Below are 16705 nucleotides of genomic sequence, written 5' to 3' on the forward strand. Positions count from 1 at the left end.
TAATTATTTATTCACTTAATGAGATTCCTCCTATGTCGGAATGACAAAAATAAGAAATTATTATTTTACCTCAACAATACTAATTCCGTAACCGCCACCTGGAGCAGTTGCCATTTTTAGTTTTGATTTATGCGTCACTTTTTGTTTTGTTATTTTATACGCTTGCGGATTCGTTTTGTAATGTGCATCGCTTGCATCTGCATAAATTGTAGCCTCATATTTTTTACCTTTTTCTAAAAAGTCTAAAGAAATAGTCGCTATTCTTGCTTTTAATCCGTTTACATTTCCAACAAACCAATTGTTTGAATTTTTATCTTTTCTTGCGGTTGTGATATAATAACCTGGTTCTGCTTCTAAGTATTTTGAAGTTGACCATTCCACTGGAACATCTTTAATAAATTGAAAGGCATCTAAAAATCGGTTGTAATTTTCTGGTAAGTCGGCAGCCATTTGAAGTGGTGAATACATTACAACATATAATCCTAATTGATTAGCAATAGTAGTATTACAATGCGAATTATTTCCAGGATTTAATTTTGCAATATCCATTTCAAAAATTCCTGGTGTGTAATCCATTGGCCCGCCCATTAATCTTGTAAAAGGTAAAACAGTGGTATGATTTGCTTTTGAACCTCCAAACGCTTGAAATTCTGTTCCACGTGCAGCTTCATTTCCAATTAAGTTTGGATACGTTCTGCAAATTCCTGTTGGGCGAACGGCTTCATGTGCGTTCACCATAATTTCATAATCTACCGCTTTTTCAATACAATATTGGTAATGATTTAAGATAGATTGACTGTAATGGTGTTCGCCTAAAGGTAAAATATTTCCAACATAACCGCTTTTTACAGCGTTATATCCGTTGTCTTTCATAAACTGATACGCTACATCTAAATGACGTTCATAATTTCTTGTAGCGCCAGACGTTTCGTGATGCATAATCATTTTAATTCCTTTAGATTTTGCATATTCGTGAATTCCTTTTACATCAAAATCTGGATACGCCGAAATAAAATCAAAAACATAATCTTTTTCATGGCCAAACCAATCTTCCCAACCTTCGTTCCAACCTTCTACCAAAACAGCATCAAAACCATGTAATGCTGCAAAATCGATATATTCTTTTACGTGTTTGGTATTTGCCGCGTGTTTGACACTTTGTTTTACTTTAGAATAATCTGTTACGCCAAGTTGAATAGAAGGCAAATCATCTGTATACGCCCAAGAACTTTTCCCTGTAATCATTTCCCACCAAACCCCAACATATTTTACAGGTTTAATCCAAGTAGTATTTTCAATTTTACAAGGTTCGTTTAAGTTTAATGTCATTCTTGATGCTAAAACTTCTCTGGCATCATTACTAACGATAATGGTTCGCCAAGGCGAAACACTTGGCGCTTGAATATGTCCTTTATTTCCTTTTGCATCTGGCGTTAAGTGCGATTGAAATACGAAATTCTTATCGTCTAAATTCAAATGCATACACGAATAATTAATCAAAGCCGCTTCGTGAATGTTCATATACAATCCGTCAGCTGTTTTCATCATTAATGACGTTTGTACGCCAGTATCTGAAAACTGTTTTTGTGAAGCATTTTCTGAAACTGCACCTCTAAATAAACTTCTAATTTCAGATAATTTACTTTCCGTATAATCGTATTCTTGTGTATCGTAATCTCCTGGAATCCAAAATGCAGTATGATTTCCAGTCATGGCAAATTCAGTTCTTTCTTCTTTAATTACGAAATAAATTAAGTTTTTTTGCTGTGGGAATTCGTATCGGAAACCTAAACCTTCATTAAATAAACGAAAACGAATAATGATTTCTCTGTCGGTTTCATTTTGTTTTAATGTAACAGCTAATTCGTTATAGTGATTTTGAATTTGAGTTTCTTCGCCCCAAACTGTTTTCCAAGTTTCGTTAAACGTGCTTTCTTTTGAATCAACTACTTTAAAATCGTTTACTAACGACTTTTTATCCTTTTGTAATTCTAACCCTAATTTGCTTTTTTTAATTACTTCTTTGTTTTTAAAAAAAAGTTGATACATAGGAGTGCCGTCATTTCCGAGTGAAAACGACATTTTAAAATTACCATTTGGCGATTGAAATTCTTGGGCAGAAGCACCAAAAATAGCTGTTAAAACAAGGATAACCGATACAATTTTTTTCATTTTTTAATTTTTTACTAATTGCGATGCGCCATTAATGATTACTTCTACTTCTTGATTTCCTTCAACAGAAACTTTGGTTTCTTGATGCGTGACTTCAACTTTTACGATTGCATTTCTGAAATTTACTTTAAACGAATAGCCTTTCCACTGTTCTGGAATTCTAGGTTCAAAATGCAATTGATTATTTTTTACTCGCATACCTCCAAAACCTTCTACGATACTCATCCAAGTACCTGCCATTGAAGTAATGTGTAATCCTTCGTGCACTTCTTTATTATAATCATCTAAATCTAAACGAGAGGTTCTTAAATAAAAGGTGTATGCCTGCTCCATTCTTCCTAAAGCAGCTGCTTGAATAGAATGTACACATGGAGAAAGTGAACTTTCATGAACGGTAAATGGTTCATAAAAATCGAAATGTCTTTCTAATTGTTCTTTAGTGAAATCATCTTCAAAGAAATAAAATCCTTGAAGTGTATCGGCTTGTTTTATATATGGCGAACGTAAAATTCTATCCCAACTCCATTTTTGGTTAATTGGTCGTTGTGACTTGTCTAAATCGGAAACTTTTACTAATTCTTTATCTAAGAAGCCATCTTGTTGTAAAAATACGCCATGTTCTTCCGAAAATGGAAAATACATATTATCTGCGGTATTTTTCCAAGATTGTAATTCGGCGTCATTTAAGTTTACTTTGCTCATAATTCTTTCGTAATCAGAAATATATTCCGATTTTACTTTTTCAATTTGAGCATAGGTATAATTGATACACCATTTTGCGATATAATTGGTATACCAGTTATTATTTACGTTATTTTCGTATTCATTTGGTCCTGTTACTCCTAAAATTACAAACTGATTTTTGTTTGAAGAAAAAGTAGCTCTTTGATGCCAAAAACGAGAAATTCCGATTAAAACTTCTAAGCCTTTTTCTGGAATATAGCTGTAATCACCTGTAAAACGGTAATAATTATAAATAGCAAATGCGATGGCGCCATTTCGATGAATTTCTTCAAAAGTAATTTCCCATTCGTTATGACATTCTTCACCATTCATAGTTACCATCGGATAAAGTGCTGCCCCATTTTTGAACCCTAAATTATTTTGAGCATTTTCGATGGCTTTGTCTAATTGATTGTAACGGTATTCTAATAAACTACGAGCCACATTTTGATCTTTTGTTGCCATATAAAACGGGATGCAATATGCTTCGGTATCCCAATACGTAGAACCTCCGTATTTTTCACCTGTAAAACCTTTTGGACCAATATTTAAGCGAGAGTCTTTTCCTAAATAGGTTTGATTTAATTGAAAAATGTTGAAACGAATACCTTGTTGCGCTTTGGTATCACCTTCGATAGTGATGTCGCTCATTTCCCAAATTTTAGCCCAAGCTTGTTTTTGATTTTCTAATAAGGCGTTAAATCCAATAGTAGTTGCTTGAACCAATACTTGTTTTGCTGAAGAAATAAGGTATTCTTCTTTATGATTAGTTGAAATGGTATAGCCACCAAATTTTTGAATACTAACCGTTTGCCCTTGTGTAGCGGCAACTTCGTATGAAAATGAAATTTTTGACGCTTCTTTTATTACTTCAACAGGTTTTACATCGGCAATTTCATTATTTACTATAATTTGATTTTGCATATAAGTGGCAACTGTAAACTTTGTTTTTAAAGTTCGAGACACAATAAATGCACTATTTTCTTCGTTTTTAATTTCTAAAGTTTCCCAGAATTTTTCTTCCCAATTGGTGTCTTCATTTTCAATACCGGCATCTAAATACGGTTTAAAGACCACTTTTGCATCGGAATTTATAGGCGTAACATTATATTTTATCGCACCTAATTCGTCAATATCTAAAGATAAAAATCGAGTAACATGTACTTGAATTTCTACATCATTTTGCAAAATCGCCTGAAAAGAACGTTGGTACCAACCTTCTTGCATATTCAATTCACGTCTGAAGCTTGAAACCGATTTACAAGTTGCTAAATCTAATTTTTCGCCATTAACTTCCACTTCGATTCCAATCCAATTTGGCGCATTAAGTACCTTAGCAAAATATTCAGGATAGCCGTTTTTCCACCAACCTACTTTTGTTTTATCTGGATAATATACCCCAGCAATGTAACTACCTTGAAACGTATCACCTGAGTAATGCTCTTCAAAATTGGCACGTTGCCCCATAGCACCATTTCCAATACTAAATAAACTTTCGGAAGATTTTACTCTATCCGCTTCAAATCCTTCTTCTATGATTAACCAATTATTTGGTACGATATAATCCTGATTCATTTTCTTTCTAATTTGTCAATTCTCTTTCGTCAGTTTGACAATTTCTATTTGTTAATTAATTGCATTATAAAATCGTTACTCATTTCTGTAAAATCTCTAAAACAAAAATCCGATTCGTGTAAAACTTCTTTCTCGCCAATACCAACGCTGGTCATTCCGGCTACATTTGCCGCTTGAATACCAGCTACTGAATCTTCAAAAACAATAGCGTCTTTGTAAGCCACCTGAACTTGGTTTGCACCTTGCAGAAAAACTTCTGGATCGGGTTTGGCATTGGTTACATCATTTCCGTCAACAAGTGCATCAAAATAATGCAAAATGTTTACTTTTTGTAATATTGGTCGGGCATTTTTACTTGCCGAACCCAATACAACATATTGATGGTTTGTTTTTAAAAACTGGAGTACTTCTTCTACTCGAGGTAAAATTTCAGATTTGTCCATTTGATGTACAAACGCTAAATAGTCTTCATTTTTTTGTACCAACCAATTGTTTTTATCTTCTTGAGATGCTTGCACATTTCCTTGAGATAAAATAATTTCCAACGAACGCACTCGACTTACGCCTTTTAGTTGTTCATTAATTTCGTGTGTAAAATTAATATTCAAGCTATCGGCTAATTTTTTCCATGCCAAAAAATGAAATTTGGCGGTGTCAACAATTACTCCGTCTAAATCGAATATAAATGCTTTTTTGTTCATTCTGTTTGTTTAACCTGAAATTGCATTTTTGTCTGTAATAAAGAAATTACATAACCCTGCAATAATTAATAATAATCCAGCTAAAAGCATGGCATTAATGTGTGCTTCACCAATTAATTTATATAAATAATTGATTCCTCCAAGTGCAGCAATAATTTGTGGAATTACAATAAACATATTGAAAAGTCCCATCATCATTCCCATTTTATTAGGATTAACTGAACTAGACAACATAGCATAAGGCATCGACAAAATACTCCCCCATGAAAAACCAATTAATATAAACGAATACATTAAGGTTTCTGGTGTAGCATAAAACATATAAATAAATCCTAATCCACCCAGAATCAATGAGGCCATGTGAATGTATTTTCTATTTATTTTGTTTTTCAGAGTATAAAAAGTAAGCAATAATGCAAAAACCATTGAAGACAATCCGTATACACCAGTTGCAGAACCTACTAAATCGGCTGCGTTATTGTATACTTTATCTTTGGTTTGATATTCTTGTTCTTTCGATGAGTCAAGAAAAATAACTTCTTCATTACTGTTTTTTAGAACCGCTCCTTTATCATCCAATTTTGCAAATTCTTTTACATCTGGTTTTGGAGAATGAAAAACATGTTCTGTTAGAGCTGGTGTGGACAAACTCCACATAGTAAAAAATGCAAACCAACTAAAAAATTGAATTAATCCCAATTTTTTCATGGTTGATGGCATTTCTTTCAAGCTAACTACTAAATCTGGAATAAAACGAGATTCTTTTTTTTCGGCATGAAATTGATTTAAATCTTCAGGCGGATTTTCTTTTGTAGTAAATATGGTGTATAAAATACTTGCCAAAAACACAAATGCGCCAACAGAAAAAGCTACAATAACTGATTGTGGAATAACTCCTGCCGCGGCTTCATTAGTTACACCTAATTTATTAACCAACCATGGTAAGTTACTAGCAATCCAAGTTCCAATTCCGATGATTAACGTTTGAATCACAAATCCGTTTGAACGTTGAGATTCAGGTAGCTTATCGGCTACTAAAGCACGGAAAGGTTCCATACTAATATTAATTGAGGAATCTAAAACCCATAGTAAACCTGCTGCAATCCATAACGCAGGAGAATGTGGCATGAAAAATAGAGTAATAGAAGCCAAAATAGCTCCAATAAGAAAAAATGGTTTTCTTCTTCCGAATTTTGGACTCCAAGTATTGTCAGATAGATATCCAACAATTGGTTGCACCAACAAACCAGTTAAAGGTGCAGCAACCCATAGACCAGGAATGTCGTCTACTTCAGCACCAAGGGTTTGAAAAATTCTTGACATGAAGCCTCCTTGTAAGGCAAAACCAAACTGTATCCCTAAGAATCCGAAACTCATGTTCCAAATTTCCCAGAAACGTAACTTACGCTTTTCCATTTATCGTAATTAGTTGTTAATACTACGATAAGCGTTTTTTATGTGCTTATCAAAACTATACTTAATTTTTGAAGTGAAATATAAGCTTTGATTGACACAAATTAAAGTAAATTATTTTAAATAATCTAAAATTTGTGCATCAAAAAAATGGAAAATACTTAGATAATAAATTTTAACTACTTGTTTTTCAACTTATTATTAAAACTATTACGTTGTCGTAGATTCTCTAAAAATTAATTCGGTTTCAATAATTTCTGTTGTGTATTGTTCGTCATCTTCTTCTTTTTCAAGACGTTCAATTAGCATTTTTGCCGCTTTTTGGCCCATTTTAATTCCGTTCTGACTCACCGTAGTAATTGTTGGCGTTGAAAATTGAGAAATAATTCCATCAGTAAAACCTATAACCGCAATATCATCTGGCACTTTTTTACCAATTTTATTAATCGCTTTAATGGCGGTTACGGCAAATAATTCATTCACTGCAAAAACAGCATCTATAGCGTTATTTGTTACTAATTCGATAATTTGCTTTTGACAATGGTCTATATCTTCAACTTTTATTACTAAATTTTCATCTAGTTTAATGTCGTAATCTGACAATGCTTTTAAATAGCCTTCTGTACGAAGTTTTCCTACACTTACATAGTCAACAGTAGTTATTAGGGCAATATTTTTATATTTATTTGTGATGAAAAATTCAGTAGCATTATAAGCCGCCAATTGATCGTCAATAATTACTTTATCGCAAAAAACATCGTTTGTAACACGGTCAAAAAGCACCACTGGCATCCCTTGGTTTATGACTTCTTCTAAATGGTGAAAATCTTTTTTTAGTTGCGTTTCTTTAGAAAGCGACATAATGAAACCATCTGTACTTCCGCTGGCTAACATTTCAAGATTAATCACTTCTTTATCAAAAGATTCGTCAGAAAGCGTCACGATAACATTATAGCCAAATTCATTGGCCACATGTTCTATTCCGCTAATTACGGTAGCAAAGAAATGATGCACTATTTCTGGAATAATAATTCCTATGGTTTTTGTTTTCTTATTTTTTAAACTTAATGCAATATTATTTGGTTTATAATTATACAACTTTGCAAACGCTTTGACTTTCAGTCTTGTTTCTTCACTAATTTCATGACTGTCTCGTAATGATTTTGAGACTGTTGAAATAGAAATATCAAGTTCTTTTGCAATTTGCTTTAAGGTTACTTTTCTTCTCATTATTATATTAAATTAAATTCGATTTTCGGCTACAAGATACTTCTTTTATTTTAAGTAGAAAAGTGGCCACTTTTTTTTGAAATTACGAATGTGGAATTTTTATGCGAAAAAAATTATTTATCCTATTCATTTTCAGCAAAAAAGATGCATAAATAATAAAGTTTTCAACACGAAAACGTTTTCGTTGCGTAATAAATTTCAATAGATTTTGATTAATGAAAATTTTACATAAATTTAACCTTTGAAGTGAATATATAAGCAAAAAACTGACTATTAATTTAAACAAAATGTATGAAAACAATGCTAAAAAAATTACTGTTTTTTATGCTCGTTTTACCATTAAGTGTTTTGGCTCAAAACACCTTAACAGGTAAAGTAACAGACGCATCTAGCAACCAAGCTATGTCTGGCGTTTCAGTAGTAATTACTGGAACATCAAATGGAACATTCACTAATTCTGATGGAACGTTTACTTTGAAAAACGTAAAATCGGGAGACAATGTTTCTTTCTCATTTTTGGGATTTAAAACAGAAACCATTGCTTACACAAAACAACAAAACATTTCAGTTTCTTTACAACAAGTAGGACAGGGAATTGAAGAAGTAGTTGTAGTAGGTTACGGTAAAGTTAAGAAAAAAGACGCTACTGGCGCGGTAACTCAAATTTCTGCTAAAGATTTTAACAAAGGTGCTACACCAACTGTTGAAAATTTATTAAATGGTAGAGTTGCTGGGGTACAAATCTCAACTGGTGGTGAACCAGGTTCTGGATCTACAATAAGAATTAGAGGTGGGGCTTCATTATCAGCTAATAACGAGCCTTTGATTATTATTGATGGATTGCCTCTACAAAATTCAAATGCAGGAACTCCATCAGGTTCAAGAAACTTTTTGGCAACTATTGACCCAACTACTATTGAGTCTATGACTGTATTAAAAGACGCAGCGTCAACGGCTATTTATGGATCGAGAGCTTCTAATGGTGTAATTTTGATTACAACAAAAAAAGGAAGTAAAAAATTAAGTGTTGAATATAATTTCCAATACGGTTCAGGGCAAAACAAAAGAAAAATTGACGTTTTAAATGCTACAGATTTTGTTAGAGCTATTGAGTCAAAATTCCCTTCTTTAACAAATCAATTAGGTATAGATGATCCAAAATCGTCGTTAACTGATAATTTAGCTACTCCAGGTGTAATTGAAGGTAGAATACTTTCAAATACAGATTGGCAAGATGAAATTTATAGAAAAACTGACTACGTTGTGAATACAATTAATTTAGGAGGAAGTTTATTTAATATGATTCCTACTAGAGTAACAGCTAGTAACACGTATCAAGAAGGATTGGTTTTAACTGATAAGTTTAACAGAACCAACTTTGGCTTAGCTTTAAGTCCAAGTTTTTTTGACAATCACTTAAAAGTAAATGTGAATGCAAATTACTCAAATGAGAAAAACAAATTTGCAGCAAAACCAATTGGGGCAGCTTTAAGAATGGATCCAACTAAACCCGTATTAAGCGGTAATTCTGCTTGGGGTGGATACACTGAGTTTTTAGCTCCTGGTACTACCACAAATCAATTAGCTTCAGGAGGAACAAGAAATCCAGTTGGGAATATATTATTAAACAATAGAATTTCTAATGTTAATAGATTTTTTGGAAACGTTCAATTAGACTACAAATTTCACTTCTTACCAGAATTAAGAGCGGTTGTGAATGTAGGTATAGATCAATCTGTAGGTAAAGGTACAAATACTACTTTTGCCAACTCAGCAGTAGCATTTAGTATATTAGACGGTACAGTTCAATCAAATAAATTAGGAACTAACGAGTCTTATTCTTCAAATTTAAATAATAAATTATTTGATGGTTATTTAAACTATGCAAAAAAATTCGGGAAATTGGATTTAGATGCAACAGCTGGTTATTCGTATCAAAAATTTGAACAAACTAGATATAATTCTGGAAATATTTTCAACCCAAATAGAAACGAAGATACTTATAAAGCACCAGACTTAGTTTTATTAGGTTTCTTTGGAAGAACAAACTTTACTTGGAACGATAAATATATTATTTCATTATCATACAGAAAAGACGGTTCATCAAGATTTCCTAAATCTGAAAAATATGGTAACTTCCCAGGAGCGTCTTTTGCATGGAAAGTGAACAAAGATTTCTTTAAAGCAAGTAATTTAATTTCTGACTTGAAATTACGAGCTGGTTGGGGTGTTACTGGTCAACAAGATTTATTTGTAAATGATTTCTTTATTCCAAGATATCAAACGAGTAATTCAGATTCACAGTATACTTTCGGAAATACTCCAATTATCGTTGGATCTCCATTAGCATTTAATGATCAATTAAAATGGGAACAAACTACAAATTATAATGCAGGTATCGACTACGGTTTATGGAACAATAGAATATCTGGAAGTGTAGATGTGTTTTACAAACTTTCTGAAGACTTGCTTTTTGAAGCTCCATTTGCAGATGGTTCTAATTTTTCAAATAAAGGACCTCAAAATCTTGGAAGCTTTACAACTAAAGGTATAGAATTTAATGTAAATGCAGATATTTTCAGAGATACTAATTTCAAATGGAATGTAAACTTTAATGCTTCTACATTTGAAAGAAGAATAAAAAGCTTACCTGCTGGAAACAATGTTCCTGTTGGTGGTATTGGTGGTGGTACTGGTGGTAATATTCAAATTTTAAGCGAAGGTTGGACGCCAAATTCATTTTACGTTTATAACCAATTATATAATATAGATGGAACCCCAATCGAAGGTGCCTTCGCAGATATTAATGGAGATAAAATAGTAAATGAAAATGACAGATATATTTTTAACAATCCAGACCCTGCAGCTTTATTCGGTTTTCAATCTAACATGAGTTACAAAAATATTGATTTATCATTTAATATGAGAGCAAGCATTGGAAACAAAAATTATAACAATGTAAATTCATCAAACGCTTATACAACATTATTAAGCGATGTTGGAGGTACTATTGCAAACGTTCCAAGCTCAACATTTGATAGTAACTTTACAAGCTCAGGAAATAATGTAATTTTTTCTGACTATTATATAGAAGATGCTTCATTTTTAAGAGTAGATAATATAACTTTAGGATACACATTCCCACAAACAGAGACAAGAAAATCTACTATTAGATTTACAGCTGGATTACAAAATCCTAACTTTTTACTTTTCACAAAATATTCAGGGTTAGATCCTGAAGTATTTGGAGGAATTGACAACACTATTTATCCAAGACAAGAACAATTTTTGTTAGGTGTAAATGTTAAATTTTAAAATAATTACTATGAAAAATTTAAAAACAAAATTAATAGCATTCTTTGGAATAACCATGCTATTTTCTTCTTGTACAGATGATTTAAATGTAATTCCAGAAGATGATGATATCTTCTTAACGGAAGCATTTTTTAGTACACCTGAATCATACAGACAAGGAATTGCTGGAGTATATTCTAATTTATCATTAACTGGATTAACAGGAGCTGGTTCTTCTAATATTTCAGGATTAGATGCAGGAACAAGCCAATATGGACGTTGTTTATGGTACTTACAAAACTTAAGTACTGATGAAGTGATTTGGAGTTATGAAAATGACCCAGGAGTTGCTGAGATTCAGAGAAATACTTGGACATCAAACAATGTTATTGTATTAGGGATGTTTGCTAGATCAATGGCTCAAGTTGCCTTTTGTAATGAATACTTAAGACAAACAACCTCAGAAAAATTAAGTAGTCGTGGTGTTACTAATTCTCAACTTTTAGCAAATATTTCTGATTACAGAAATGAAGCAAGAGCGGTAAGAGCTTTAGCTTATTATCACTTAATGGATATGTTTGGTAAGGCAGCATTTAATACTGAGAATGATATTGTAGGTCAAGCTGGTCCTGAATATAACAGACAACAGTTATTTACATTCATCGAAAGTGAATTAAATGCAATTGTACCAAACTTAAAAGCACCAAGAACAAATGAATATGGAAGAGTAGATAAAGCATTCGCATGGATGATTTTAGCTAAGATGTATTTAAATGCAGAAGTTTACATTGGACAAAACAAATATGATCAATGTGTTACCATGTGTAATAATATTATTGGTGGTGGTTATACTTTAGAAGCAAACTACTTGCACAACTTTACAGCAGATAATCATACTTCAACAGAAATGATTTATTCATTACAATCAGATGGAAACGTAACACAAAACTATGGTCCAACTACGGTAATGATTAATGGTCAAGTAGGTTCTATTGAACAAAACGGTGCTGCTATGGGTGTTGGCTCTGGCGGCTGGGGAGGCGCATTACGATTGAGAAAACAATTTGTTCAAAAATTTAATGGGTCTTCGTTTAATTCTGACGAAAGAAAAACAATCATTTCTGGGACTAGACCAATTGATATTTCAACTATTGCAGATAGAGATCAAGGTTTTGTTTTAGCAAAATATTCTAACAAAACTTCAACAGGCGCACCAGGAGTAAACCAAGGTTTTGTAGATACAGACTTTCCATTATTCCGTTTAGCAGATGTTTATTTAATGTATGCTGAATGTGCAAAAAGAGGTGCTGGAAATGCTTCAATGTCTCAAGCCGTAACATATGTTAACAACTTAAGAGAAAGAGCAAACAACAGCACAGCTGCAAATATCTCTGCAACAGATTTAACTTTAGACTTTATCTTAGATGAACGTTCAAGAGAACTACATTGGGAGGGACACAGAAGACAAGATTTAATTCGTTTCAATAAATATGCTGGCGGAAGCTATAACTGGGCATGGAAAGGAAACGGTTCAAATGGAATTGCATTACCAGCACACTTTAATGTATTCCCTATTCCAGCATTGAGTTTATCTGCAAATTCAAACTTAACACAAAACACAGGTTATTAATAAATAAAACTAAATAATTATGAAAAATATATTTAAATCAATTTTAACAGTATTTGTTGCTTTAGCAATGACTTCATGTGAAGACGAAAGCAATTTAGCGTATGTAAATGAAGCAGGTGAATTTAGAATTACTTCACCAACTTCAGGTAGTAGTGTAGTATTAAATCCAGATTATGCAACTAATCCAGCATTAGGTTTAACTTGGGAAGCTGCAAATTTCGGAACACCAACAGCAATTAATTATACCGTTCAAATTTCACTAGCTGGATCAAATTTTGCTAATGTAACTAACGTAACATCAACTAACAATACTTTTGCTTCAGTAAATGTAGAAGATTTAAACGGAGCAGTAGTAGACGCGGGATTAACTCCATATACTCAAGGCGGAGTTGATATTCGTATCAAAGCAACAATTGGAACAAATGCTGAAATGACTAAATATTCAAGTAAAATTACTTATTTAGTAACGCCTTATACTACTGAATTACCAAAATTAGCAGTACCAGGAAACCACCAAGGTTGGAATCCAGGTACAGCACCTAGAATTGCAGCTTCAGGATTTGGTTTAACAGATTATGAAGGTTATGTTTATTTAAATGGTGGACATAAATTTGTAGGACCAGACACTGCAGGTAATTACAACTGGGGGAATACAGACTGGGGAGATAATGGTGCTTTTGCTGGAATTTTAGCAGTAACTGGAGAATCAGACTGTATGGCTACACCAGGATATTACAGAATTCAAGCTAATACAACAACTTTAACATATAGTGAAACATTAACTAATTGGGGTATTGTAGGTGCTGCTACTCCAGGCGGATGGGGAGCAAGTACGGCTTTAACATACAACTCAACTACAAAAAAATGGGAAGGAACAATGGCGTTAACTGCAGGTGAATTTAAATTCAGAGCTAATGATGCATGGTCAATTAATTTAGGTGGCGATAGCGATCAAGATGGTTCAATGAATTACGATGGTCCAAACTTATCTGTTGCTACTGCTGGAACTTACTTTGTTAGTTTAGACTTAAGTAACCCAAGAGCATACACGTATTCAATACAATAATAAAAAACAAAATTAATTAAGGGCTGTTTTACAGCCCTTTTTTTACAATATTTTATGAGAAATATATATTTTATATTACTACTATTTATAAGTAGCAATACGTTTTCGCAAGTTTCTTGGCAAGGTGGTATCACTCCAGAAGCTAATCAATCAGGCACAATCCTCTTTGATAAATCAGGTACGGGTTTAGCGTCTTATTCTGGAACTATTTATGCTCATACAGGCGTAACACTTAATGGAACTGCTTGGCAAAATGTAATTAGTAATTGGGGAAATACAAACCAACCAACTCTTACTCTAGTTTCAGGAAATATATATAAATTAGATTTAATTCCAACATTACAAAATTTTTACTCGGTAACTAGTGGCACTATTTCTAAAATAAATATTGTTTTTAGAAGTGCTTCAGGTACTATGCAAACTACTGACTTAGAGCTAAATGTTGGAGCATATCAAGCAAATTTAACCGCTCCATTGGAAAACAGTACTACTTTACTAAACTCAGGACAAAGTATAGTAATTAATGCTAATAATACAAATGGAAATGCTAATTATAATTTATTGGCAAACGGAATAAGTATAAATAGTTCAATAGGGGCAACTTATTCTTATACCGATATCAATATTACGGAAAACAAAAATTATGAATTACAAATAACACAAAACGGAACAACATACAATAAAAAATTTAGTGCTATTATTAATCCTGGAATACTGTCACAAGCATTACCTAATGGATTAGAAATAGGAATAAATTATAATATTTCTGATGCTACTAAAGCTACATTAGTTTTAGAAGCGCCAGGAAAAGATTATGTATACGTAGCTGGTTCATTTAATAATTGGCAGCCGACATTAAGTTATGCTATGAAAAAAGATCCAACTTCAGGAAAATTTTGGTTAGAATTAAATAACTTAACCTCTGGAACTGAATATTTATATCAATACTGGGTAGTCGATACAACACCAATTGCAAATTCACCAAGTATAGTTAAAACAGCAGATCCTTGTTCTACATTAGTTTTATCTTCTTATGACGATCCATGGATTCCAGCTGGAAGTTATCCAAATATACCTTCATACCCAAATGGTCAGAACAGAGAAATTACTGTATTACAAACTAATCAAAATACATATAATTGGCAAAACACTAGTTTCACAAAACCAAACAAAGATAAATTAGTAATTTACGAACTATTAATTAGAGATTTTGATTCAGATAGAAACTATCAAGACTTAATTGATAAAATAGAATATTTCAAAAATTTAGGTATAAACGCAATTGAATTAATGCCTGTAATGGAGTTTGAAGGAAATGAAAGCTGGGGCTACAATACTGCATTTCATATGGCATTAGATAAATTTTATGGTACAAAGAATAAATTCAAGGAATTTATCGATTTATGTCATCAAAACGGAATTGCTGTGATTTTAGATATTGCTTTCAATCATGCTTTTGGTAGAAATCCAATGATAAGAATGTGGATGAATGATCCTGATGGTGATGGCTGGGGAAGTCCAAGTACAGAAAATCCGTATTTTAATACCGTAGCAAAACATAGTTATAGTGTAGGTGAAGATTTTAATCATGCTTCAAATTTCACTAAAGAATATGTGAAAAAGACGATTAAACATTGGATAACCGAGTTTAAAATTGATGGTTTTAGATGGGATTTAACAAAAGGATTTACTCAAAATTGTACTGCTGCAGATCAATCATGTACAAATAATTATCAAGCAGATAGAGTTGCAATATTAAAAGATTATGCAGATTACACTTGGAATTTAGATCCCGATTTTTATAATATTTTTGAACATTTAGGTTCTGATTTTGAAGAACAACAATGGGCAAACTATAGATTATCTGAGGGTAAAGGAATTATGATGTGGGGAGAGTTATACGAACCATATAAACAATTAACTTCCGGATATGCAACAAATGGTGACATTACAAGAATGGGACACATGAGTAGAGGTTTTACAGGAAAACGTTTAATAGGCTATTCTGAAAGTCATGATAAAGACCGACTAATGTATCAAGCATTTACATTTGGTAATAGTGCAGGTACTGCGCCCGTTGGTGGAAATTTAAATAATACCTTAAATAGAATGGCAACAGTAGGCGCTACTAGTATACTAATTCCAGGGCCAAAAATGATTTGGCATTTTCAAGAATTAGGTATGGATGATTCTATTTATACTTGTGAAAATGGAACGGTAAATAGTGAAACTGATGCAACTCCTGGAGATTGTAAATTAGCCACAAAACAACAGCCACAATGGGTAGAAAACTGGCTAACTACAAACCCAAGAAATACTATTTATTCCGATTATACTAAGTTTATTAAAATGAAAAAAAATGATCCTGTTTTTAATGGGGATTATTCAATAAGTATTAACGGAAATAATATAAAACAAAGAATTTATATTTATGACAATACTTTGCCTGCAACGCAATTAAAAAATGTAGTTATTTTAGCTAACTATTCAGTAGCTGCACAAAGTATAACAGCAGACTTTCCTTATACAGGCACTTGGTATAATTTAATGGATACTACTACTACAAATGTTACTGCAACGAACATGCAAATTACATTAGGTCCAGGAGAATACAGAATTTTTGGAAATCAACTTTCTACAGCATTATCTAATGAAAGTTTTGAAGTAATTTCTAAAGTGGAACTGTATCCAAATCCTAGCACGAATACTTTTCAAATTTCTGTAGATGCTAAAAAAGTAGAAATTTATTCGCTTACCGGACAATTAATTCAAACCGAAAATAATTGTGTAGCAAACAAAGAAATAAATATTTCTAACTTAGCAAAAGGAATTTATATTGTAAAAATCACCAATTCTGATGCGATTGCTGTAAGTAAGAAATTGATAAAAGAATAAGAAAAA

The 16705-nt window shown here is 32.4% G+C and carries 9 protein-coding genes; 4 read left to right on the forward strand and 5 right to left on the reverse strand.

Annotation, left to right across the window (positions count from 1 at the left end; translation table 11 throughout):
• Positions 1-60: 60 nt before the first annotated feature.
• From ACIQZ1_RS02520 to ACIQZ1_RS02540, 5 genes are all read right to left on the reverse strand, one after another.
• Positions 61-2172, reverse strand: a complete 2112-nt coding sequence (locus ACIQZ1_RS02520) for a glycoside hydrolase family 97 protein (RefSeq protein WP_396158747.1) — start codon at positions 2170-2172, stop codon at positions 61-63.
• Positions 2173-2175: 3 nt separating this feature from the next.
• The gene (locus tag ACIQZ1_RS02525; RefSeq protein WP_396158749.1) at positions 2176-4470 is read right to left on the reverse strand and encodes a glycoside hydrolase family 65 protein; all 2295 of its coding nucleotides are present in this window, start codon (positions 4468-4470) and stop codon (positions 2176-2178) included.
• Positions 4471-4514: 44 nt separating this feature from the next.
• A complete protein-coding gene (gene pgmB / locus ACIQZ1_RS02530) occupies positions 4515-5171 on the reverse strand; it encodes a beta-phosphoglucomutase (protein ID WP_396158751.1) in 657 nt (218 codons plus the stop codon).
• 9 nt (positions 5172-5180) lie between these two features.
• Complete coding sequence (locus tag ACIQZ1_RS02535; RefSeq protein WP_396158753.1) at positions 5181-6587, reverse strand: MFS transporter; 1407 nt, start codon at positions 6585-6587, stop codon at positions 5181-5183.
• 207 nt (positions 6588-6794) lie between these two features.
• Entirely contained in the window at positions 6795-7814 is a 1020-nt protein-coding gene (locus ACIQZ1_RS02540) for a LacI family DNA-binding transcriptional regulator (protein ID WP_396158755.1), read from the reverse strand.
• Positions 7815-8138: 324 nt separating this feature from the next.
• Here ACIQZ1_RS02540 and ACIQZ1_RS02545 point away from each other — a divergent pair, with 324 nt between their 5' ends.
• Genes ACIQZ1_RS02545 through ACIQZ1_RS02560 form a run of 4 tightly spaced genes read left to right on the forward strand, consistent with a single transcriptional unit; the run spans position 8139 to position 16699 of the window.
• Positions 8139-11129 carry a SusC/RagA family TonB-linked outer membrane protein gene (locus ACIQZ1_RS02545; protein ID WP_396158757.1) on the forward strand — a complete coding sequence of 997 codons (2991 nt, stop codon included), beginning with the start codon at positions 8139-8141 and terminating at the stop codon, positions 11127-11129.
• A 10-nt stretch (positions 11130-11139) separates the two neighbouring features.
• Positions 11140-12738, forward strand: coding sequence for a RagB/SusD family nutrient uptake outer membrane protein (locus tag ACIQZ1_RS02550; protein WP_396158759.1), 1599 nt, complete (start codon positions 11140-11142; stop codon positions 12736-12738).
• 19 nt (positions 12739-12757) lie between these two features.
• On the forward strand, positions 12758-13804 hold the full coding sequence (locus ACIQZ1_RS02555; RefSeq protein ID WP_396158761.1) for a SusE domain-containing protein: 1047 nt from the start codon (positions 12758-12760) through the stop codon (positions 13802-13804).
• Positions 13805-13858: 54 nt separating this feature from the next.
• Positions 13859-16699 (forward strand): alpha-amylase family glycosyl hydrolase, encoded by a 2841-nt coding sequence (locus ACIQZ1_RS02560; RefSeq protein ID WP_396158763.1) that lies wholly within the window; start codon positions 13859-13861, stop codon positions 16697-16699.
• The last annotated feature ends 6 nt before the right edge of the window (positions 16700-16705 follow it).

Origin of the sequence: Flavobacterium sp. (assembly GCF_044341185.1) — a bacterium.
Lineage (GTDB): Bacteria > Bacteroidota > Bacteroidia > Flavobacteriales > Flavobacteriaceae > Flavobacterium.

What these genes read in the sequence shown, in the direction of transcription:
- ACIQZ1_RS02520 (WP_396158747.1), bottom strand. Translation starts at nt 2,172, where the DNA reads ATGAAAAAAATTGTATCGGTTATCCTTGTTTTAACAGCTATTTTTGGT.
- ACIQZ1_RS02525 (WP_396158749.1), bottom strand. Translation starts at nt 4,470, where the DNA reads ATGAATCAGGATTATATCGTACCAAATAATTGGTTAATCATAGAAGAA.
- pgmB (WP_396158751.1), bottom strand. Translation starts at nt 5,171, where the DNA reads ATGAACAAAAAAGCATTTATATTCGATTTAGACGGAGTAATTGTTGAC.
- ACIQZ1_RS02535 (WP_396158753.1), bottom strand. Translation starts at nt 6,587, where the DNA reads ATGGAAAAGCGTAAGTTACGTTTCTGGGAAATTTGGAACATGAGTTTC.
- ACIQZ1_RS02540 (WP_396158755.1), bottom strand. Translation starts at nt 7,814, where the DNA reads ATGAGAAGAAAAGTAACCTTAAAGCAAATTGCAAAAGAACTTGATATT.
- ACIQZ1_RS02545 (WP_396158757.1), top strand. Translation starts at nt 8,139, where the DNA reads ATGCTCGTTTTACCATTAAGTGTTTTGGCTCAAAACACCTTAACAGGT.
- ACIQZ1_RS02550 (WP_396158759.1), top strand. Translation starts at nt 11,140, where the DNA reads ATGAAAAATTTAAAAACAAAATTAATAGCATTCTTTGGAATAACCATG.
- ACIQZ1_RS02555 (WP_396158761.1), top strand. Translation starts at nt 12,758, where the DNA reads ATGAAAAATATATTTAAATCAATTTTAACAGTATTTGTTGCTTTAGCA.
- ACIQZ1_RS02560 (WP_396158763.1), top strand. Translation starts at nt 13,859, where the DNA reads ATGAGAAATATATATTTTATATTACTACTATTTATAAGTAGCAATACG.